This is a genomic window from Lutibacter citreus, from assembly GCF_003260195.1.
Lineage (GTDB): Bacteria > Bacteroidota > Bacteroidia > Flavobacteriales > Flavobacteriaceae > Lutibacter > Lutibacter citreus.
Map to the genome: position 1 here is coordinate 1 of NZ_QEIH01000015.1, position 22,208 is coordinate 22,208.

The window sequence follows — 22,208 nt, forward strand, 5'->3', positions numbered from 1 at the left end:
TTAGGTATGAATACATCTTCAATAAATAATTCAACATCTCTGTTGGTTGTATTTGTTATTGATTTCTTTTTAAGGTATTCTAAAAAATCACCTATAAAAATGGCATAAGTTTCAATGGTGCTGCGGCTATATCTCCTTCCTTCTAAATACTTGATAAAAGAATCCATTACCACTGAGTTTTCTTCGGACAATTTTCTATTAACTTTAATTCGCTTTATCTTTGGAGCTGTGTATAGGGAGTTATCATCTATAAGGATAACTATATCCTTAAATGTTTGCCTAATTAGATTCAAATTATTTTGATTGAATTCTCCGTGCCAGCATCTTATAGAAGAACTCCATTTAAACCCTTTTAGCCCTCTAATGATATTCAATAGTTCATCATTGTATTTAAAATACATTTGAATGGAATCAATATTTTTTACAACATCCCTTTTCAGGGTGATTTTAGGTAGGTTATTTTTCATAGCATATCAAATATACTAAAAAAATAGTTGATTGGAAATAGCACATGAATATTACGCACTCACTAACATTTTTAGAAGATGTAATTTACATCTTAAGGCGTTAAGGTAATAGATCCTGAGTAATACGCTTCACTTAGCTGTTAAGCATAGGCTCATATTAACTAATTTAAATTGAATATAAAGACTCACAAGGTTTTGTATTTAAGAAATAGAAAATCTGTAATTTGACAGGAGAAATCTTTGTTTGGAGGACAAAAGTTTCAAATCTAGAGGAATACACCCAGTATCTGGTAAATACCTAAACTTATAACAAAATAAAAAATTTATAAGTGTAATAATTAAATGTTTTAATCACTACAATCCTTCTAATAATTTTTACTAAATTGCATCAAGTATTTGTATAACATATCAATCTAAATTTGGAACACGTTTTGGAACACGTTTTTGCAAAAATATAGCTCGGGAGCCCAATAAAATGGTTTAATATTTTTTAAACATTGAGTTCATAACCCGGAGGTCTCCAGTTCAATTCTGGATCACGCTACAAAATTTAAATCCAACAAAACGAACGGTTTAGCTTTCTAAACCGTTTTTTTTATGTCTAATTTTAACAAAAGTCTTATCTTTGATAATCAAAATGCATACGTTTTTGCATACGATTTGTCCATGAAAAAAAAATATTCGAACCCCAAAATTTATGATGCCAATGGTGATTTATCTAAACGTTGGTATGTGTATTTTTCTTACCGAAATCCTGAAACTGGGAAGCTAAAAAGAATTACTCCCTTCTATGGTGATGCAAATAAGTACAAAACAAAATCAGATCGGATGTTTGTTTTAGCAGTTTACAAACATAAAATTCAAGAGTTATTAAGAAGAGGGTACGATCCTTTTGAAGATAATACAGAGCTATTTCAGAAAGAACAAGATAAGGCAATAGGTGTCGCTAAAAAATCTACAGGTGTTAGTAAAACATCAACAGGTGCTGATAAAGAACCAACAACTGTTTGCAAATCGTCAAAAAGTGATGGTATATCATCAACAATTGTTAATACAAAAACCATCTCTGAAGCCTTTGAATTTGCTCTAAACCTTAAAAAGAAACTGGTAAATGAAAGAACTTTACAGGCATATAAGAGTAGATCTAACTCCTTGCAGGAATTTATTAAAGCAAATTACCCAGATGTAATAAGTATAAGTCAGCTGACTAAAAGTATGGTTGTACATTTCTTGAACGGTGTATTAGATAAAAATAGCCCTAGAACTCGAAATAATGTTAGACTAGAGATTAGTACTCTTATGCAAGTATTGGAAGAAAATGAAATAATTACATATAATTTTGTTAAGAATATACCTGTTTTAAAAACAGCTCCAGAGCGACATAAAACATATTCGCAACAATTAGATTCAAATATTTTTAACTATTTAGAAAAAAAGGATCCTATATTACTATTGTACATAAAATTCATCTCGTATAACTTTATGAGACCCATTGAAGTGAATCGAATAAAAGTTGGTGATATTAATTTACAAGAACAAACAATTTCATTTAAAGCAAAAAATAAGTTTTTAAAAACTAAAATTATTCCAGACATTTTATTTAAAGATATTCCAGACTTATCAAATATAGATCCTGAAGCATTTCTATTTACACCAGAGAAGTTTGGGGGAAAGTGGGAAGCCTCGGAGAATAATAAACGAGACTATTTTTCAAAACGATTTAAAAAAGTTGTAAAAGATCATTTTAATCTAGATAAAAATTATGGACTGTATAGTTTTAGACATACTTATATTACAAAATTATATCGAGAATTAAGAAAAATTTCATCACCCAATGAAGCGAAAAGTAGATTAATGTTAATTACCGGGCATTCTACAATGACAGCATTGGAAAAATACTTAAGAGATATAGATGCAGAACTACCAGAGGATTATTCAGAACTTTTAAAAACCATATAATATGTCATCAGAAATTATAAAAACAACTTTACTTTTAGATGAACTATTGGAAGTGTTTTTTCATAAAATTATTTATTACGTACCTAGTGATATTGTAGGAGATGTAAAAGAACAATTGAAAGATCAGATAAATGATGATTTCTATGATGAATTTTATTTCATGGATAATAAGTTGGGCAGTGGAATATTTACTAACGAAAATGCATTAGAAGTAAATTCTTATTTAATTGGAAAAAGAACATTTTTAGAGCAGAATACCTTCAAACTAGTTGAGAAATCAAAAGAATTGACAGAGTTTGAGTTCTTAGTAATAATAGAAAAGTATTACGAATATTTAATGTTGTTTATAGATTTAACGCAATGGTTAAGTCAAAATGTAAAGAAGTACAATGGTGAAGATATTCACATTAGTATTATAGGAGCATTTCATGTGCAATGTCAATTTTATGTAACACATTTAAAAGATATCTGTAATTACTTCGGAAGGTATTTAGATTTAGAAAAGGATTTTAATTTTACGGTAGGTGAGTTTGTATTGCAATACCTCCCTGATATTTTATCAAGGTATGCTAAAATTGAAGATGCTCAAGAAGAAAATGCAATAGAAATAAACAAAGAAAATGAGCAAAAAGAGAACCCGAAGGAAGCGTGCAATCAACTATCGAAAATACCCAATCCTAAAAAGAAAAAACAACGCCCAATAGTAGATAATACTAAATTAGAAAAAATGATTTTGGAAGTTATTTTCAATGTTAAAACTATTTAAAACTAATATTATGCGTCAAACATACGTTTGTTTAACGCATAATTCAATAATTTAATGGAAAAACAATTATACACTTGCGAATTTTGTCAAAAAAAATTCGAACCAACAAGACGCAAAGCTCAAAAATTTTGTTCGGCAACTTGTAGAAGCAAAAATCACCATCACAAGAATAAAAAAAGTAATTCTGTTTCTCAAGAAAAATCAAAAAATACTTCTAAATCAAAGAAAAAAGGGAAAAACCAAATAGACAAAGTTAGTACAGCTGGAGTTACTAATGCATTTTTAGGAACCATGGCCTCCGATGCTTCACTTGCAGCACTTAAGAAAATATTTACTCCTGAAGAAAATAAACCAGCAACTAAAGGAGACATTCAAGAATTAAAAAATTTAATAAATACACGCTTTTTTTTGGCTCAAAATGTTAATCCTGACCCGTATGGAAAAATTGCTTATTTCGATATAGCAACAAATAAGATTGTATATTATAATGAGCAACTACAGCAATTTGAGTTACCACAATTTAATTTGAAATAATTAATTCGCAAATCGTTCCTCACTAGGTTTTTTATTTTTTAAAAATTCTGATCTAAATGCTACTAATTGTCATTTTTTAGCAATTTTTCTAGCTCATCTGCATGATTGTATATTTCAGATGGTGTCGTAGTTCATAATTTTTGATTTTTAATTCCACATAACCACTTTAAAAAATAAGGACGATCATTATTTTGGGAATTTTCATACCATTCTGAACAAATAAAATATTCTTGCCCTTTAATACTCACTGCACCTTTCCAATATCTAAGAATATTATCTGGATCAGTAACCAGTTTTTTTCTTAAAAGAGGGAATTGAATATCAAAAGTTCTTTTTGAATATTCAGCATTTTGCAATCTTCTTATTTCAGACTCATCAATAAGGTCTTTACTAATGAGGTCCAACATAGATGTTTTTACAAATTTTCCTATTTTCATTTTTGCAGGCCTCACATCAGAGTTAATTTTTTTCGACTCAGAAATTTCTTTATGAACAACTTTAACCCTACTCCTCTTATTTATTGAATTAGCCTTTTTATGATTTAAAACCAGTGTTTTTTTTGGTTTCTTTACAATGCAATTATCTTTTGTCAATTCTTTAATTCCTATATTTTTCAAATAAGCATACGTTTCATCATAAAATTCCTTTGGACGCGTATGATCAATATCAGAACCTTCAGGAATAAATAGTACCATTCCTTGTCTTGCTCTGGTTAAAAGCACTCTGTATGTATTTATTAAATATTGTTTTGTGATTTCTTGATTGATATTTTGCCACTTCGTACCACTAAATCTTTGATGACTCCAGTCGTTCTCAGCATTGATATAAAAATTAGCACCCCAAGCCAAACCAACCCAATCTATTTCCAATCCTTGTATATCAAATTCAGTTGCAATGACTTCTAAAAAATAAGAAGACCTAATATCATTTTCATCATTTAAAAACCATTCAGCTGGCGAAATTTCATTTTTGACATCAATACTATGAGGACGCAACCTTCTAGCTCCAGAAGAACTAACCATCCCTATTCGTTCTGTACCTTTTGCTTTATTTCTCAACCAAGTTTTTGCAATTTCTAAATCTCTAGTTAATACAATAGGATAATCATCTTTTATTTCTTGATATAACCTTTTTGTTGAATCAATATTTAACTCTAATAATTCTTGTACAAAATTAGAAAGCTGCTCTGACCTGAAGGATCGAACGGAAACTGACAAATGCAAATCTTTCTCACTTTCCCCATTATCTTTAATCCAAGTTCTTAATTCTGAAGTTTTAATGTAATTTTTATTTTCACCAATAAGATCTGAATAATAAATATCCCAATCTGCGTAATGATCTTTTAAAGCCACAATCCATTCTTCTAACCCAGCTTCACCTGTGTTAATTTCTTGACCTCCTCCAATCAAACAAATAATAACACACCAATCTTCGTGCCTATCCATTACATCAATCAAAAATTCAGGTTCCGACATATTGAAATCTTCCACGCCTTTTTTAACCTTCATAAAAGAACTGGCTTTTTCTCTGGTCCATGCTCTTTGTGCTTCATCAAAAACAACCACTTTTTCAACTGGTGCTTTCAATGAAATTAAGTTGTCATCTCTAAAATGATGAATATTTTGAATAAATGAATTGGCTTTTATTGCAGCTTGTTTTTTTGTAAGTGGTATTCCATTCTCTTTTGATGTTTTTACTTCATCTCTCGTTAACGCCTCTCTTAACACATCAACTAATGGTCCGTTACCTGATAGAAAAACAGCATGTTCATCTTCATCCGATTTCATTCGTTCATTCGCTATATTCAAACCTGCCAAAGTTTTACCAGCACCAGGAACACCAGTGACAAAACAAATAGATTTTTTATTGTATTTTTTTGAATTTTCAACCACATTATTTAAACATGAAGCTGTTCTAGAGAGATTAATGGCTCCTGAATCGGATCTTGAAATTTCTTGGACATTATGCCCCTTATACAATGCTTGCGCAGCTTCTACAATAGTTGGAGTTGGCTTATAAATAGAAGTTTCCCATTCAATTGGATCTATACGATCTTCTTTTGAGTTTTCAACAACTTCATTTAAATAATCTCCCAGGTTGTTTTTATTTACTCTTGCAGCAGTATATAAATTATCTATTTGTTCTTGATCATTTTCAAAGTCTGGGGCATTGGTTGAAATTAAAACTGGTATTAACTTTTTATAGTGACTTCCTTCATGAAAATTCTTTAAATCTAATGTATAATCAATAACTTGTTCTATAGCGTGATTCCCATACTCATAATCGCCAACTTTAAATTCTAAAATAAAAACAGTATCATTAATAATTACAATGTTATCCACACGTTTTCCCATTCTAGGAATAGCAAACTCAAAATACACTTGCCCATCAGGAAAATCTTTCAACTGATCTTTTAAGATGCTAATTTCTCCAAGCCAAGCATTACGCTGCAACTCTTCTAAAGCATGTGTGTGATTGAGGCTTAATTCACCTAATATTTTAGAAGGGTCTTCTTTTATAAAAGCTGAAATAGTATTTGAATAATACGCTCTTTTCATAATTAATAATACTCTTTAATATAACTATATGCCCTATCAAATAATATCTGATCTTTGTGTAATTTATATTTCAACAAAGCCTTACGTAATGATTTTTGAACCTCGCGTTCACCTGAATTGGTGTTTTGCCAACCTGGAAAACGGACTACTCGTACAATAGCATCTATATCCGTTACAATACGTTCTACAACAGCCGGAGTTTCATCATTTTTTAACTCTAAAAATAAATCCGTTAAAGCTGCTTTTGGCGTTTTTTCTTGAATTTCTTGTTCCAATTCTTTTTCTGCTTGAACCGTTTCTCTCGCTATTTTACACAATTCTTTTACAAACTCAATAGAAGTAATTAATCCTAGCTCCGCTTTATCTCTCAATGCCTCAAGTCGTTCACTTAGAGATATAAATTTAGGGTCTCCACTATGCTTTTTAAAACGCTTTATCAGTATTTTTTCTAATTTTTTAGTATTTTTCGGATCGGGATTGTTAAATATATTTTCAATAACATCAGCATCCAAAATAAATTCATCTAATTGATGCACTTCTCCTACATGGACATTGTCATGTATTAATTTTGTAGTTTGAGCACCTAAAGAAAACCAAAGCAATTTTCCTATATTTTGAGAGGCTGGTTTTACAGATTCAAACACCTGTGATAACCATTTATAATCTTCATTATAAAGATCTAAAATAGCATCTGGAGATAATGACTCCCATAACCTCGCTAAATACTTAAAATCTTTTGCAAATGCGTCTTTCTTTTCATTTGAATTAATTGCATTTTGCGCAGCTTCTAGACCTTCAAAACCATCAATACTTCTATCAACGCCTTCAAAATGAGATAATGCATCTTTTACAGCTTCCGGTAATTTACCTCTTAATTCAGAAAGGTTTGTAATAATGGTATTGACACTTTCTTCATCAAATTGAAGTGCTTTAGCAGCATCATCAAAAACACCAAAATAATCAACTATTCTTCCAAAAGATTTATGTGGATACAATCTATTTGTTCTACAGATTGCTTGTAACAAAGTGTGATCTTTTATAGACTTGTCTAAATACATTGTTTGTAAAATTGGCGCATCAAAACCAGTCAATAACTTAGCAGTAACAATGATAAATTTTAACTCAGAAGTTGCATCATTAAATTCATCTACTATTTTCTCTTGCTTACTTTTATCTACACCCCATTTTTGTTTAAAATCAAAATCATCATTGGCCGAAGTTGAAATAACAACCTTACTTGCTTCTTCCGGGAAAAGTTTATCTAATTCTTCTTTATATTGCACACAAGCATATCTGTCCGGTGTCACAATCATCGCTTTAAATCCGTGAGGTGTTACTTTTTCTTTAAAATGACTCGCTATATCTGTAACTATTTTAGTAACCCGCTCTGGTGATTTTAAAAATGCAGCCATTTTTGCTGATTTTTTATTCAAAGCATCTGCTTCTTCATCAGATAGTGCTGCCGATTCTTTAAACTCCTCAAATGCTTTATCAATAGATTCTTTGTCTACATGTACATCAACCAAACGAGGTTCAAAATGCAATGGCAACGTAGCGTCATCTCTTATGGAATCATGAAAAGTATAACGAGACATATATCCTCCTTGATCTTCTGAAGCTCCAAAAGCCCAAAACGTATTTTTATCTGCTTTATTAACTGGTGTTCCTGTTAAACCAAATAAAAATGCATTTGGTAAAGCAGCTCTCATTTGGCGTCCTAAATCTCCTTCTTGTGTTCTATGCGCCTCATCAACTAATACAATAATATTATCTCGGGTATTCATATTAGGTTTCGCATCACGAAACTTAAAGATCATAGAAATAATAATTTTACGGGTATCTCTTTCTAATAAGGTTTGTAGCTCTGTAATGCTTTCTGTAGTTTCTACATTTGGAATATCAGCACCGTTAAAAGTTCCGGTAATTTGTGTGTCTAAATCTGTCCTATCCACCAAAACTAGTACTGTCGGACTTTTCAATTCAGCTGATTTTCGCAATTTCTGTGCTGCAAAAACCATTAACAACGATTTTCCAGAGCCTTGAAAATGCCAAATTAATCCTTTTTTTATTTTCCCTTCTTTTACACGTTCAACTATCTTATTAGCACCTTCATATTGTTGAAAACGACAAATAATTTTGTTGCGTTGTTTCTTTTTGTTGGAAGCAAATAATGTGAAATTTTGTAAAATATCTAACAACCTATATGGGTTTAGTAAATCTGAAAGCTCCTTCCCTATTTCAGATAAACCCAATTGCTTCGCTAATTTATCTTCATCATTTTCCAATCGCCAAGGTGCCCAATATTGAAGTGGACTTCTTATGGCTCCATAATATAATTCTTTTCCTTCTGTAGCAAATGATAAAATGTTTGGAACAAATAATTGTGGAACTGCATTTTCATACACATCATGAACTTCATGTGCTCCATCTAACCAACTTACAGATGGTCGAATAGGTGTTTTAGCCTCACCAACAACTACTGGTATACCGTTTATATATAAAACTATATCTGGTATTTTTGTTTCTCTATGATGAATCCGAAATTGATTGGTAACAACATAACTGTTATTTTTCAATTCATCAAAATCTATTAAACGAACAGGTACATGACGATTGTTTTCGCCAAAAGGCATTGTTTTATCTCCGGTTAACCATTTAAAAAATTCTTCATTGGCACGTACCAACCCAACTTGGTTTACAGATATTAAAATAGCTCTTAATTTATAAATAACTTCATCAGCGAGCTCTGGTTGCTGTTTAATTTCAGGATTTAACCGAATCAACGCATTTTTAAGTTCAACCTCTTCTAATACTTCGTTAACATTTCGTTGTAATTCGTTGGCTGATTTATACTTCCAAAATGATCCATAACCTTCTGCAGGTTCTTCAATTGTTTTATTGTTCAGGTTTACACCACTTAATTTATGAATGATGTGATATTCAACACTGTTTAGTTCATTAAATCCCATAGCAAATTTCGTTTAAAGTACTTATAATTTTTTCATAGCGTATTTCTTGTTCCTCATAAAAAAGATGTCCTAAAATAGCTTCCTGTTTTACACCATCTTTCAATATATCTATAAAACAAGTCATCAGATAACTCTTAACTAGTTCATCTGATTGTAAAACCTGTTCTTTTAAGGTTGTAACATAATTGAATAAATAAACAATATCTTCAAAATCCTTACTTGTTCTTGGATCTTTACTTCCTCTATCGTAAAACGCAGAAAATTTTGTTGCTAAATAATAAGGCAATGACAAACATTGAATTTCAACACCATCTATATCAAAGGTGATTAGATGCTGATAACCCGGTAAAAACCAAGGATTGGCTGGTGCCCAACCCACTTCTTTTGTTGCCATTAAGTCTACCATAATATCTTCATACCTAAAACGACAAATAACATTATCTTCATATGACTGATAAAAACCTCTTTCTTGTATTTCTTCACGAATAGCTTCTAATTCGCCCACATTGGCAATTTCCATAGAAATGTCTATATCTTTTGTAGGACGTACATCATCTGCTGAAGGATCGTTTATATACAAGCTAACTACAGCACCACCAACATATACCACATTTTGATTGAGGCCTACTAAAGCTGAGGCTATTTTTTTGGTTGCAATACGATTGATTAAGGTGTTTTTTAACATAATCTTTTTCTTAATTCTTCTATAGCAATATTTTTTTCTCGTGCCCTTCCTACTCGTAAAGCATCACAAAGGGCCATATATTCATAAAATATAGGGTCTTTTAAACAGGCCTCTGGTACTTTTGGATGCAATGGCTCAATAGATTCTCCACGAACAGTACCCAAACCATAAGGCCACACATAGGGTTCATTACTTACAATTTCTTTATTTAAAGGCGCTGCCGAATGTGCTGTTGCAACACCTCTTGCTTTAGCTCCTGGTTGTTGTGGATATACATAACGCAAACCATGTTCTAAAAAATCGAGGATGGCCAGTTTCATTAAGCGCTTTTTATTTTTGGAAATAAGACCAGCAATGGCCGAACGATTTAAACTTTCTGAAATTTCACTGGCACTAATACTTAACTCCATAGATAGATCTTTCATATACCAAGCATTATTACCTTTTGCTGCAATTTTTAACAAAACCACAATATCATGTGGTCGCATTCCGCTGTGTTTTTTCATAATCTAATACTTTTAAACACACAAAGATAACAATTTAATTCGTGATTCGCGAATCGCGAATTAAGAATATACTCTCCCTAAATATAAATAAGCCTACACCCCACTTGCTATCATCTTACATTTAGTTCTTAAATCTGTTAGCTCTTGTAAAGCTCCTGGATTACCAGCAATATTAAGTAATGGCAGATTTGCTTTGATCAATTCATTTTCAATACCGTTTAAATCCTGTTCTTTAGCTACCCAATTAACCAACAAGTTTTCATTAATCCAGTTAATAATACTCGTTTCATCTTTTATAGAAAACGTATAATTATTTTGATTCTTTTTATCTTTCAATGATCCTTTTATAGGTGCAAACCCTAATACTGCTCCCATACTTCTAAAGAAAGTACCGTGACCTTTTGCTCTTAATTCTTGACCTAAAAAACGTTTTTTTAAACTTTTTGAAGCAATTCCTATATAAATAATAGTGTGATTCCTTTCCAAAAGTACTTTTGAAAAGGAGGTCTTTAATTTCTTTGGTTCTCTAATGCGAATACAATACAAACCAGGAACATCTGGAACAGATGAATCTATGCTTGAAGCAGTTTTAAAATTTTTCTCATGTAAAAGCATTTTAACTGCTAAACTTGGTTTTGCACTAATTGTTGAAATACTTGTTTTATTTCTGTCTACTGGAGAAATAGTCTTCCCAATTCCCGTTTTACTTTTTAGTGAAATTAAACCATCGGTTTTTAAAAATAAATGTGGGTAGTTTTTAACACGAGCACTTATTTGGCTACTCTTAATTAAAGAGCCATCTTTTTTAGTATATAAACTAGTTTTATTTAATGCATTCGTAATTTCTACGCTTGTCATTGCACTTTTTTTTTGAGCTAAAACTTGTATGATGGCATCGTGTAAGGTCATAACTACAACTTTCTAAAACTAAATTTCTAAATTATAATTCTCACCACACTTATCTTCATCAACAATTCTACTTGAAAGATACTCTGACATATTTCTAGCCCACTCTTTAACATTTTCAAATTTATGATCTAGAAGTTCATCAACTAATACTTTTCTTCTTTTGTACAAACCTGATGCTGATGCTGAATTAATTCCTGAATAATTTGTAAACTTTGATCTAATATTATCTAAGACTTTTTGTTGATTACCAAATTCATCAACTAATTGTTTAGCATACTTATCCCATTCTAAAGTACCATCTTCATTCTTTTTATAAATATTCATAAATCTTATTGCCGTTGAAGGGAATTTCTCGGACTCACTGACTGCCCACTCATATATTAGTTTATTATTAGAAACTGTATCTTCTAAAGTCCTATAAAGTTTATAACTACTTTGCTGACCAGAAGCTAGATATTCACCAAATATTGGCCAAGATTTATCAAAATGCTCATTTATTAAAAAATATGTTAAATGATCTAAAAGAGATTCATTTTTAAAATTAAAATCTGTGTAATTTTTAATTATTTGATGAACTAAAAAATAAATGTGTTCTTCAGAAGGATCATCGTTAATTGATTTTGTAATTAAATCCTCAAGATGCAATGTGTTATTTATAAAAGAAGATTGTTCTGTTATATCATCAACATATAACAATTCATTAATTATTTCTTTAAGTCCATTCCACCTTTCACTATCCTTTCTAATTATTTCATATAAAATCTCTAAAGCAAAAGAATAATTAATATCTTTAATCCACAACACTAAATCTATAATTTCCTCATCGGTTAAACTTATTAAATCTAAGTATTCAAGATTTCTTAAATAACCTGGATTAGCGATTAGCAATTCTTTGATTTTTATAAGATCACTATATGTAATTGGTTTTAAATAACGAACCAATCTAATTCCATGTACTTCTGTTGCATTTAATGAAATTAATTTATCGATAGCGAACCTAGTAAATTCATCATTCTTTGCTCCAAATACCAATCCATTAACAAATATTGAGTTTTGTTCTTCAATTGGTATTGTTTCATATAAAGCAATTATATAACCCAATAGCTTTTTATTATAATCAATTGTGTTCTTTTTACCAATAGTTTCTGCAAAGGGAAATGTTTGTCGTTGCTCACCTTTAAGTAATAGTTTAGCACCCTCTAACAGTAGTAAGATCTTTTCATCAATAAATTTCAAAGCAATTTCTTTTGCTTTTTCAGCTGAAACGTTAATGTAATCATCTTGTTCATTACGGCTGTGAATCCAAGGAGCATTAACTACGTAAGCATTTAATTCATCTTCTACGCTGTCTGGTTTATATTTTTCCAAAATAGCTTCAACTTGTGCTAACTTTTCTGAACTGAGATTAAACCTCTCTGAACTTAATTCTGCTAACTTTTGGCGAATATCATTTGATAATTCACCTTGTCTTTCAACAATTTCCTTTATTGCTCCTAGCATATGCTCAAAAGGACCAAAAGTTAATTGCTCTGGCATCCTGGAAACTAAAGAATTTATTGCAAGTTGAGAAAATGGTTCATCACCTAAAAGTGCTATAGATTTTAATTTTTCAATTACGGCAATATGATATTGATTTTTTTGCTCTAGAGAAGGATTAAATAATTTTTCTCTATTTATTAATTCTCCCGAATGAATACGCCCAGTAAAACCAGTTGATTTTAAAGCTCTTTCATAAGCACTGACCAATATGTTTGAAATGCCATTTTCAGTTTCTAATTCATATAAAATAGTTAAACGATCTTCTAAATTAAGGCAGGTGTCTGCTAAATAAACTTGATACAAATCAATAAATGCAAATTTTGCTTGATCTTGAAGAGTGTTATCTTTATTTGCTAACTTGTATAATAACTTGAATGAATCTTTCACCGTTTCATTATGCATACACAATTTCAATAAAGTATCTATTGTATATCTATCCGAAATACTAAAATCAAAAAAACTCATAATCTTTCTCCTTTAGAAGTTAAAATCTTCAACACCAATTTGGGAAAATAATCTACCATTAATCTCAAAAATTTTCCACCCTCACTTTTATCAATAAATTCATTATTCTTTAACACTCCTACCTCAGAAATTAAAAATGTCAAATATTCACCACTTTCATCATTTTTTAATAAGGCAAAAAACTTATCTGAAAAGTTATACCACAAATTGTTTTTAGAAACATTCAAAACAATAGAATTTATATTTTCAATTGGTTCAATTTTCCAATGTTTAATAAGTTCTTCTTTAAACGCATTTGAAACAATATAATCACCTTTTTTCACTATCAGGTTTTTAGAATGTAGCAATTCAATTAATTTAAGACATTCTTCCTCTGAACAACCAACAAATGTTTCTCTTATAAATTCCAATTGATTTTTATAATCTCCTGAAACACCAATTTTCTCAAACAATGCAATTGCTGTGAGCAGCCTTACAGCTCCAATATCTACATTATTCTCACCAACAATAAACTTTAACAGATCATTCGTTGATTTATTTAAATTTTCTTCTTTAATACTCGCCTGTATTATAGGAACTAAAGTATTTAAATCACCGTCCAAAGAGCTATATAATAACGATGAACTTGTTGATGTGTATTTTGATTCAAAAATATTTTGAAACACCGTCCGTCTAACATTTTCACCTATAAATATATTTGGGTTAACTTTTTCTCTTTTATACGAATTAGGTTCAATTGTAACCAATCTCAATTTTGTACCATAAAATTCTTTATTTACTTTTTTATGAACCTCTTCATCACAATTATCAAGAATAATTATTTTTAATTGGTTTTTTGTAGATAGATCCACTATTTTCTTCGAAATATCCTGGTAAACCGTACCTTTTAAATCAAAGTATAAAATACTATTTTCTAATTTGTGTACTTCAAAATACTCATTCCTCCTAAAAACCTCAAAAACTAACCTAGACTTTCCTGATCCAGGTACTCCTGCAATTCTAATTGCTCCTTTATAACTAATTAAAGAGTCTCTTAATTTTTCAATTTCATCTTTTAAGGTTGATGTTAATACATATGGGTAATTATGATACCTTTCAATTTGTTGATTTATTTTAAAAGGCGACCATTTTTCAATTTGATAAGAAGATTCTGCATTTATTGCAGCTTTAATTGCATCATAAAAATCTTTACCTAATTCTTTCCTTATAGCTTTTCTATCACTTTTATTAGTCTCATCTAATGAATACGTAATCCCCCACCTAAACCCTTTTAAATCAACCGGTAACTCTATAGGAGAGCCAAAAGCACTGTTCATCACAACTAATGTCCTATAGGTTCCCTTTTTCGCCCAAGCATAACCAGTTTCTAATAATACATTAGGGTTAGGAGATAGTTTCCGTATTCCTTTAGGTATGCTATACCAAGAATTAGTATCATCTTCATCTATCAGTTCAGCATTTAGCCACTCTTTTGCAGATGTAAAAGTTAAGTCAGCAATTACCAGATCTGAGTCAGAACTTTTTTTCAACATTTCTTCAATTAACAATGGAGTTCCTGGAGTTCTTCTAAATCCAAAATCTAGAGAGACAAGTATATCTTCCTCTTTTAATTTCTGAATTGCTATTTCTATTGCCGATTGAATAAACCCTTTGCCATATTTATCTTCAACATCCATTTGAAAAGCAAAAAACACTTTATAGTCCATCCCCTAAAACACTTGATTACTTAATTCTATATTAAAAGTAGCCTTACAAACTTCATTAAAATCTTTTAAAACTAAATCTGTAGCTTTTTGATTTATAAAACGTTCCATATTGTATGGCACTGCCAACCAATTACCTTTTACAATTGCTTTATTAGAAGCACTTGATAAGTTTTCATTTAAAACACCTAGTAACGGACAATAATTTTCATTTTTACTAATTACAAAAAACAAACGTGTGGTTGATGCTTCAAGATGTTCAAATTGATCAATATCATTTTTACCTATTTTTTTAGAATCATTTGCATCAAAAAAACCTGTATCTGCTTGATGCACTATTCTAAAATGATACTTATCTATATCTGTTTCCTTACCTATTTCTCCCATATTAAACTCATATAAATACATAGAGAGCCAATCCCAAGACCATCTATCAATTTTAGCTCTAGTGGCATGAGCAGCTGAATTACTAAATTTAGCCCAACCTCCGTAAAAATTTACATTATAACTATTACCAACAAAGGTTATAACATCTAATAATCTCTTTTGATATAAGGCTAATAAACGATAAGATGCTCTAACGTCTTTTAAGACATTTGTAAATTGATTTTTATTTAACTTTTCCATAGTTGTGATACATATGTAATTGAATCTTCTTTTATATTTTGTACTGGTAAGAAACGTTCAAACCAATCTGCTGTTGAAAAACCAAATAAAGAGAAGCCTAAAATAATGTCATTTAAAATATTTAGGATTGCTGCATTGCTATTTGTATAATCTGCATTTAGCTGATAAGTATAGGTAATTTGTTGTACTGTATTTAAAACGGATCCCCAAGTACATTTGTAAATTTTATGCTTTACGCCTTGTACATTTATATCATCTGTCCTTTTTGAATGTAAACCTCCCAAAGCAATAAATAGTAACGGTTTATCATCTTCTTTATACTCGTTATAATATGCTTGAATTTCATTTTTCCACTGGGTTTTACTTTGTTGTTTAACATCGTAACGTTTAGCTTCTAAAATAATATCTTGCGTAGCAGTTCTAATAAATACATCTGGTTCTACCCTATTGGTATTTGTTGTATTTTCCGAATCCCAATTGGGCCAATACTCTATACTTTCTATTTGATGAAGGTCTAAACTTGGAACAACATCATATAATGCTGTTTTAAATATATGTTGCACCAACTCTTTTGGTAAATACATCAAACGCTCAAAAATGGTGGATGTTAAAGCATCTTCATTCGCTTTATATATAGCTCTATTAACCTTATTGTTTTTTACTGCATATATCATGCTATTATTTTTTCATAAATTTCATTTGCAATTCTTTTTACTTTTTCTGGTTGTTGGTTATTAAAATGAATTTCATTTTGATATTTTGGCCAACTTCCTGTTTCATCTCTAACTTTAAAAACGATCTCAGCTTCAATAGCTTCTACAAATTCCATTTGTTTTTTCATCTGGTCTTCATCCTGAACAAAAGACTCAAATACAAAAACATGAAGGTTAACTGTATCTAATTCTTTTTTCCATTTATACCCGTGATACCCATTTTTACCATTGGCCCGCATACCATAGTTTAAACGTGAACCTATAGACTGCCCAGTGTAACCAACATACACAATTCTATTATTTGAAGTTAAAATGTAAATTTTGGGTATATATTTAGTAGTAACTGGTTTTTGAAAGTTTACTTTTTTACCTTCTTGCTTTTTTGTATAAATAATTCGTTTATCCTCTGGACCAGAAATAAAAAGTGTATAATTATGTTGACTTGTACACTCCATACCCTAAAGCACCTGATTAATTAAACTCTTTTGCAAAGATTTTGAACTTGAAATTTTGGATTTAATAATTACTATAGAGCTATCTAATTCATCCAATTTCAACGTTTCTTCTGCTATTAAATATTTATTCTTTGGAATAGCAACTTTAAACTCTTCAACATCAGAAGGTGTAATTGCTGGATAACTTGTTCCTGTCATTCTATCTTCACAATATCTAGTGAATTTTTTTGAAAAAAACTGATGAAATATAAATTTTGATTTAATACCTTCATTTACATTAACAACTGCTGTACCTGTTGATGCAATTATATTCCCTCCATCTTCAACATAAGCAAAAGCTCTCTGGTAAGGTCTTACCATTGCAAGAACAATTGAATTATCCAGTACAACTCTTTTTGCTCTACTTGGTGCTTCAGAAAATTTTATTTTCTTTAATTCACCAATTACTTTAGGTTCAATTATTCCAGCTAAATCTAAATACTCAAATTCATAATTTGGATCTGTATTCGATTTTAAAGAGCTAGCATTTATTTTAGCAATTTTATCCAGTCTTTTATAATCCCAATCCTCTCTTTTTTTTGAAAATAAATTATCAACTAATGTTGAATATGTAAATTCCAACTTCTCCAATACCTCCAACTCCTTCTCAATCATCTCATCCATAGCCCAAAGTAGTTTTACTAATTGCGCTTGTTGGTCTTTTGGCGGGAGGAGAAATTCGTATTTAGCAATGTCTTTCCAATTGATATACGGATTAACAGATCCCTTAGAATTTTTTATAGAGTTTTCAGTAAACCCTTCGGACATCATAATAAAAGGCAATAATCTTTTATCAATATTCTTTTCATTTGCTTTAATAACAAACGTAGTATTTGATGTTATCCCATCAAAATCAGCAATTGCAACTTTTCTTAAATATGTTCTGCGTGAACCGTATAGTATATCTCCTTTTTCAAACTTTCTAATAAAAGCTGGACCTAAATATTCATCTTTTAACTCTCCCCATTCCCTAATATGAAGATCTTCAGATCCCATATGTTCACCTTTAATATATCTCGTAAGTTCAGAACTATCTCTATCTACTTTACCTTTTTGCTGAATAGCAACATCACCAAATTTTATAAGTTTCCACTTACTTCTATCTAATTGCAATTCTTCAACTGTATTTTCTAATAATTCGCTCATTTAATTAAGAACTTCAAATAAATTTTTCATTGATTTTTTAAATTCGACGCCATCTTTCTCCCATTTATTAAATGCCTTTGAAAATGATAGTTCTTTACCTGAATTATCCGTCTTTACATAAAAATTAATATTTAAGTTACCATCAAACTTCATTATTTCTTCGGTTGTTGCAACTTTAGTATAATGTGGAATATCTGTAAAATCTTTAAATACTTGATACATTTTATCAATATGATCATTTGTTAAATAGGCTAATCCTTTATTATCAATTACATCATCTTTGCCATTCACAAACAGTATTTTTCCTTTCCTTTCTTTTGGCTTATTGGTATTTCCTACTAAAATCATAGCTTCCATAGGCGAATTATAAAACAAGTTTGGCCCTAATCCTATAACAGCTTCAATTTCATCTTCTAATACCATTTTTCTACGCATTTCAGCTTCCATATCTCTAAACAAGATACCATGTGGCCAAAGAATTGCATATCTCCCGTTTTTAGGATCTAAACTTTTATGGATATGTTGTTGAAATGCATAATCGGCACAACCTTGTGGTGGTGTTCCCCAAATATTACGCCCATAAGAGTCGTTTATAAATGCTTTTTGGTCCCAACTTTTAATAGAATATGGAGGGTTTGCTAATATAACGTTGAACTTTTTTAGTTCATCGTTTTCTAAAAATGCAGGGTTGGCCAAGGTATCACCACGTACAATGCTAAATTCTTCAATACCGTGCATAAACATATTCATACGCGCAATGGCAGAAGTAATTAAGTTAATTTCTTGTCCGTATAACTTCAACGTACGGTATTCCTTCCCTTCTTCTTTTAAATGCAAGGCACAGTTTAACAACAAACCACCAGAACCACAAGTAGGATCATACACACTTTCACCTGGTTTAGGATCCATAATCATCGTCATTAGTTTAACTACGGTACGGTTGGTGTAAAATTCAGCAGCTGTATGGCCACTATCATCGGCAAATTCTTTAATTAAGTATTCATAAGCGTTTCCTAATTTATCATCGGGTATGTTACTTAAACTTAATTTGTGTTGTGAGTAATGCTCTATTAAATTGGTAAGCGTTTCATCACTCAATCGGTTTTTGTTGGTCCAACTGGCATCACCAAAAATACCGTACAAAGTATCTGGATTCGCTTTTTCTATAGCCCGCATCGCATCTTGCAACGCCACACCAACATTTACTGTAGTTTCTCTAACAGTATTCCAATGTGCACCTTCTGGCACTTGAAAATGATGATTTTCAGCAAACGAAGCATACTCTATATCTCCATCACTTTCTTTCAACGCATTTTCATATTCCTCATCATATACATCACAAATACGCTTGTAAAACAACAACGGAAAAATGTATTGTTTATAATCTCCTGCATCAATGGTTCCACGCAACTGGGTTGCTGCTCCCCACAAATATTTTTCTAATTCTTTTTGGGTCATTACGCTAAAATTGAGTTATGAATATTTTCAAATGCCTTATAATCAATTTCAAAATTAGCATTATCATCATTTTTATGGTACAATGTATCTATTTCAATATTTTCTAAATTAGAAGCAATTTTTAAATTATTAATCATTGTTTCTTGATTTATATTTCCTCCATAAATAACGACCATGTGATACTTTAAATTTTCAGAAATCACCACATCTTTCGCTTTTTCATTTTTCCCTAAATTAATCCAGGCCTTTCTCCCCCTTAATTGATTTATAAAATCGTTTTTTTCAGTTATGTAGTTTTCTAAATATCTATTCCAGCCTAGATTTGTTTTTAAATCAAAGTAATGTGTCATAATATTTTCACTGTTGATAATCATTAGATCTGGTTTAAACGACCTGGCTTTTTCATTTTTATTTAAACGTATTGAAATAACTTTATCCACAAAATATTCAAGATTATCTCTATTTATATATTCAGCAACATATAAAGCAAACAAGTCTTCAACAAAACCAGAGATTGAATGAGCCATCCCTCTTTTTATTTTATAGCCTCCGTTACCTTCTATAAGTTTCTTTGATTCTATTGATTTCGCCTTAACTCTATCTATAAATTCTATTTCGTTCATTTAAATAAACTCTTTTAATATTTTTTTAAACTTCTTCTCAGTCTCTAGGCTTTCATTCCAAGCTGTTTTTAAATCTGATAATGCCTTTTCAACAGAAGGTAAATTATCTTCAATAATTTTTTCAACATATAAAGGAATGTTTAAATTAAAGTCATTTTCTTCAATCTCATTTATGGAAGCAACTTTTACATAATTTTCAACATCCTTATTTTGAGTCTACCAATCAAAAATTTGATTTACATGTGCTGGTTCTAGAAAATTTTGAGCACGACCAACTCTAATTTGGTCAGAAGCATCAATAAATAATACTTTATTTTTCTTAACTGCTTCCTTATTTTGTCTAAAAACCATAACACAAGCTGCTAACTGAGTACCATAAAATATATTAGACCCCAATCCTATAACAGTTTCTAATAAATCATCTTCTAATAATTTCTCACGAATTTTTCCTTCAGCACCTTTTCTAAATAAAGCACCATGTGGCAATACAACAGTCATACGCCCAACACTATTCATAGATTTAATCATGTGTTGTACCCAAGCCATATCTCCATTTCCTTTTGGAGGTACACCAGCTATATTTCTTCCATAAGGATCGTTTGCCCAATTTTCAGCTCCCCATTCTTTTAAAGAAAAAGGTGGATTTGCAATTACACAATCAAATGTTTTTAAACCATCCGCTTCAAAAAATGCTGGAGCTCTTAATGTATCCCCTCTAAAGATTTGAAAATCCTCTATTCCGTGAAGAAACATATTCATCCGAGCGATAGAACTAGAAGTCAGATTTTTTTCTTGACCAAATAACTTTAGCGTTCTATAATCTTGGTTGTTTTCTTTTAAGTGATTTACACTTTCTAACAACATACCTCCTGTTCCGCAAGCTGGATCGTAAATACTTTCTCCTTCGTGAGGATCTAGAATTAAACCCAATAAATGGACTACGGAACGTGGTGTATAAAATTCACCCGCTTTTTTATTGGTTAAATCAGCAAAATGCTTGATTAAATATTCATAGGCATTTCCTAACATATCTGGGTTTACGTTTTCGTTTCCAAGACTGTATTGTGAAAAATGCTCTATTAAATCAATTAATAATTTATCTGAAAGTTTATTTTTATTACTCCACTGGGCATCACCAAAAATACCATATAAAAATTCTTGATTGGCTTGTTCAATTCCACGAAGTGCTTTTTCAATAGCCAACCCTACATTTGTTGTGGTTTCTCGAACGTTTTTCCAATGACAATCTTCTGGTATTTCAAAACGGTGAAACTCTGGTAAAGAAGCATATTCTAAATCGCCATCGCTTTCTTGCAGAGCCACAGTAAATTCTTCGTCATAAACATCAGAAATTCGCTTGAAAAATAATAATGGAAAAATGTATACTTTAAAATCGGAAGCATCCACTGGTCCTTTTAAGATCCAAGCTGCTTTTGATAAATATTGTTCTAATTGAGAGAGGGTAAGTTTATTTTTATTCATAGGCTATCAAAAGTAACGAATCTTATTCTTTAAAAATTAATTTAAACAATGAACTTATTAACTAATTCTTACTCATTTTCTTAATATTATTCTTACATTAATTTGATAAAGAATTGCATATCTATTATATTGATACTCTATCATTCATTTTTCTATCTATATCATCTAGTTTTAAAGGGGAGTTTTGTATCCATTTTATCAAAATATCTCGATCAATTAATGATACTTTATTTTGCTCTGCTAACTCAATGGCATTGCGATTAAAATAATTATTGGTAATAACTTGTGGAGCAAAATCCGTATTTTTCTTGAATTGATACTCCTTTAAAATTTCTGGCTCGTGTTGACTATATTTATTTTCGGCAAACTTTAGGAAAATCAATCCCAATACTGGCACTGCATAATCAGATGCTTTTAACCCTCCATGGGCTCTCATAGCATTGGCAGATGCCCAAAGTTTATCTTCTAATTGTTTTAATTGTTGGTTTGTCATTATATGTAATTCCTAGTATATTATTATTTTTAAAAAAGAGTAAATATAGTTTATATCAAATTGAAATCCTCGATAATATTTTTCAATTATATATAACCATTTTGTCTTAAGG

18 protein-coding genes and 1 pseudogene are annotated in these 22,208 nt (G+C 30.5%); 3 read left to right on the top strand and 16 right to left on the bottom strand.

Annotated elements, in window-relative coordinates; all coding sequences use genetic code 11:
• Nucleotides 1-467, bottom strand: a 467-nt coding sequence (locus DAD81_RS19965) for a phage integrase N-terminal SAM-like domain-containing protein (RefSeq protein ID WP_179950085.1), incomplete at its 3' end; no start/stop codon positions are given.
• Nucleotides 468-1,064: 597 nt separating this feature from the next.
• Between DAD81_RS19965 and DAD81_RS19970 the strand changes: the two genes are divergently transcribed.
• The 3 genes from DAD81_RS19970 to DAD81_RS19980 are packed head-to-tail and all read left to right on the top strand — an operon-like array spanning nt 1,065 to nt 3,726.
• Nucleotides 1,065-2,426 carry a tyrosine-type recombinase/integrase gene (locus DAD81_RS19970; RefSeq protein ID WP_157961205.1) on the top strand — a complete coding sequence of 454 codons (1,362 nt, stop codon included), beginning with the start codon at nt 1,065-1,067 and terminating at the stop codon, nt 2,424-2,426.
• 1 nt (nt 2,427) lies between these two features.
• Nucleotides 2,428-3,192: a hypothetical protein gene (locus tag DAD81_RS19975; protein ID WP_111710142.1), complete on the top strand. Its 765-nt coding sequence runs from the start codon at nt 2,428-2,430 to the stop codon at nt 3,190-3,192.
• 54 nt (nt 3,193-3,246) lie between these two features.
• Nucleotides 3,247-3,726 carry a hypothetical protein gene (locus DAD81_RS19980; RefSeq protein ID WP_111710144.1) on the top strand — a complete coding sequence of 160 codons (480 nt, stop codon included), beginning with the start codon at nt 3,247-3,249 and terminating at the stop codon, nt 3,724-3,726.
• 131 nt (nt 3,727-3,857) lie between these two features.
• On the opposite strand, the gene DAD81_RS19985 is transcribed toward DAD81_RS19980, so the two are convergent.
• The 15 genes and pseudogenes from DAD81_RS19985 to DAD81_RS20055 all read right to left on the bottom strand — a co-directional run bounded on the left by DAD81_RS19985 (nt 3,858) and on the right by DAD81_RS20055 (nt 22,096).
• Entirely contained in the window at nt 3,858-6,284 is a 2,427-nt protein-coding gene (locus tag DAD81_RS19985; RefSeq protein WP_111710146.1) for a DUF2075 domain-containing protein, read from the bottom strand.
• A gap of 2 nt (nt 6,285-6,286) precedes the next feature.
• The gene (locus DAD81_RS19990; RefSeq protein ID WP_111710148.1) at nt 6,287-9,253 is read right to left on the bottom strand and encodes a type I restriction endonuclease subunit R; all 2,967 of its coding nucleotides are present in this window, start codon (nt 9,251-9,253) and stop codon (nt 6,287-6,289) included.
• A complete protein-coding gene (locus tag DAD81_RS19995) occupies nt 9,243-9,938 on the bottom strand; it encodes a nucleotidyl transferase AbiEii/AbiGii toxin family protein (protein WP_111710150.1) in 696 nt (231 codons plus the stop codon). Before DAD81_RS19995 ends, DAD81_RS19990 begins: the two co-directional genes overlap by 11 nt.
• Nucleotides 9,932-10,444: a hypothetical protein gene (locus tag DAD81_RS20000; protein ID WP_111710152.1), complete on the bottom strand. Its 513-nt coding sequence runs from the start codon at nt 10,442-10,444 to the stop codon at nt 9,932-9,934. The genes DAD81_RS19995 and DAD81_RS20000 overlap by 7 nt, the downstream gene beginning before the upstream one ends.
• A 93-nt stretch (nt 10,445-10,537) precedes the next feature.
• Nucleotides 10,538-11,353: a GIY-YIG nuclease family protein gene (locus DAD81_RS20005; protein ID WP_111710154.1), complete on the bottom strand. Its 816-nt coding sequence runs from the start codon at nt 11,351-11,353 to the stop codon at nt 10,538-10,540.
• 18 nt (nt 11,354-11,371) lie between these two features.
• The gene (locus DAD81_RS20010; protein ID WP_111710156.1) at nt 11,372-13,357 is read right to left on the bottom strand and encodes a hypothetical protein; all 1,986 of its coding nucleotides are present in this window, start codon (nt 13,355-13,357) and stop codon (nt 11,372-11,374) included.
• Entirely contained in the window at nt 13,354-15,063 is a 1,710-nt protein-coding gene (locus DAD81_RS20015; protein ID WP_111710158.1) for a hypothetical protein, read from the bottom strand. The genes DAD81_RS20010 and DAD81_RS20015 overlap by 4 nt, the downstream gene beginning before the upstream one ends.
• A gap of 3 nt (nt 15,064-15,066) precedes the next feature.
• Nucleotides 15,067-15,687, bottom strand: a complete 621-nt coding sequence (locus DAD81_RS20020; RefSeq protein ID WP_111710160.1) for a hypothetical protein — start codon at nt 15,685-15,687, stop codon at nt 15,067-15,069.
• Entirely contained in the window at nt 15,675-16,361 is a 687-nt protein-coding gene (locus DAD81_RS20025; protein ID WP_111710162.1) for a hypothetical protein, read from the bottom strand. Before DAD81_RS20025 ends, DAD81_RS20020 begins: the two co-directional genes overlap by 13 nt.
• Nucleotides 16,358-16,855 (bottom strand): GIY-YIG nuclease family protein, encoded by a 498-nt coding sequence (locus DAD81_RS20030; protein ID WP_111710164.1) that lies wholly within the window; start codon nt 16,853-16,855, stop codon nt 16,358-16,360. The genes DAD81_RS20025 and DAD81_RS20030 overlap by 4 nt, the downstream gene beginning before the upstream one ends.
• Nucleotides 16,856-16,858: 3 nt before the next feature.
• The gene (locus DAD81_RS20035) at nt 16,859-18,040 is read right to left on the bottom strand and encodes a restriction endonuclease subunit S (RefSeq protein WP_111710166.1); all 1,182 of its coding nucleotides are present in this window, start codon (nt 18,038-18,040) and stop codon (nt 16,859-16,861) included.
• Complete coding sequence (locus DAD81_RS20040; RefSeq protein ID WP_111710168.1) at nt 18,041-19,498, bottom strand: type I restriction-modification system subunit M; 1,458 nt, start codon at nt 19,496-19,498, stop codon at nt 18,041-18,043.
• On the bottom strand, nt 19,498-20,121 hold the full coding sequence (locus DAD81_RS20045) for a hypothetical protein (RefSeq protein ID WP_111710170.1): 624 nt from the start codon (nt 20,119-20,121) through the stop codon (nt 19,498-19,500). The genes DAD81_RS20040 and DAD81_RS20045 overlap by 1 nt, the downstream gene beginning before the upstream one ends.
• Nucleotides 20,122-21,603: pseudogene (locus DAD81_RS20050) on the bottom strand (type I restriction-modification system subunit M).
• Nucleotides 21,604-21,727: 124 nt separating this feature from the next.
• Nucleotides 21,728-22,096, bottom strand: a complete 369-nt coding sequence (locus tag DAD81_RS20055; RefSeq protein ID WP_111710172.1) for a type I restriction-modification system subunit M N-terminal domain-containing protein — start codon at nt 22,094-22,096, stop codon at nt 21,728-21,730.
• Between the last annotated feature and the right edge of the window lie 112 nt (nt 22,097-22,208).

Bases quoted from the DNA above. Each gene is read 5' to 3' on its own strand.
- DAD81_RS20000 (WP_111710152.1), bottom strand. From the start codon at position 10,444: ATGAAAAAACACAGCGGAATGCGACCACATGATATTGTGGTTTTGTTA.
- DAD81_RS20045 (WP_111710170.1), bottom strand. From the start codon at position 20,121: ATGAACGAAATAGAATTTATAGATAGAGTTAAGGCGAAATCAATAGAA.
- DAD81_RS20035 (WP_111710166.1), bottom strand. From the start codon at position 18,040: ATGAGCGAATTATTAGAAAATACAGTTGAAGAATTGCAATTAGATAGA.
- DAD81_RS20040 (WP_111710168.1), bottom strand. From the start codon at position 19,498: ATGACCCAAAAAGAATTAGAAAAATATTTGTGGGGAGCAGCAACCCAG.
- DAD81_RS20020 (WP_111710160.1), bottom strand. From the start codon at position 15,687: ATGGAAAAGTTAAATAAAAATCAATTTACAAATGTCTTAAAAGACGTT.
- DAD81_RS20015 (WP_111710158.1), bottom strand. From the start codon at position 15,063: ATGGACTATAAAGTGTTTTTTGCTTTTCAAATGGATGTTGAAGATAAA.
- DAD81_RS19995 (WP_111710150.1), bottom strand. From the start codon at position 9,938: ATGTTAAAAAACACCTTAATCAATCGTATTGCAACCAAAAAAATAGCC.
- DAD81_RS19970 (WP_157961205.1), top strand. From the start codon at position 1,065: ATGTCTAATTTTAACAAAAGTCTTATCTTTGATAATCAAAATGCATAC.
- DAD81_RS19990 (WP_111710148.1), bottom strand. From the start codon at position 9,253: ATGGGATTTAATGAACTAAACAGTGTTGAATATCACATCATTCATAAA.
- DAD81_RS19975 (WP_111710142.1), top strand. From the start codon at position 2,428: ATGTCATCAGAAATTATAAAAACAACTTTACTTTTAGATGAACTATTG.
- DAD81_RS20010 (WP_111710156.1), bottom strand. From the start codon at position 13,357: ATGAGTTTTTTTGATTTTAGTATTTCGGATAGATATACAATAGATACT.
- DAD81_RS20055 (WP_111710172.1), bottom strand. From the start codon at position 22,096: ATGACAAACCAACAATTAAAACAATTAGAAGATAAACTTTGGGCATCT.
- DAD81_RS20030 (WP_111710164.1), bottom strand. From the start codon at position 16,855: ATGGAGTGTACAAGTCAACATAATTATACACTTTTTATTTCTGGTCCA.
- DAD81_RS20005 (WP_111710154.1), bottom strand. From the start codon at position 11,353: ATGACCTTACACGATGCCATCATACAAGTTTTAGCTCAAAAAAAAAGT.
- DAD81_RS19985 (WP_111710146.1), bottom strand. From the start codon at position 6,284: ATGAAAAGAGCGTATTATTCAAATACTATTTCAGCTTTTATAAAAGAA.
- DAD81_RS19980 (WP_111710144.1), top strand. From the start codon at position 3,247: ATGGAAAAACAATTATACACTTGCGAATTTTGTCAAAAAAAATTCGAA.
- DAD81_RS20025 (WP_111710162.1), bottom strand. From the start codon at position 16,361: ATGATATATGCAGTAAAAAACAATAAGGTTAATAGAGCTATATATAAA.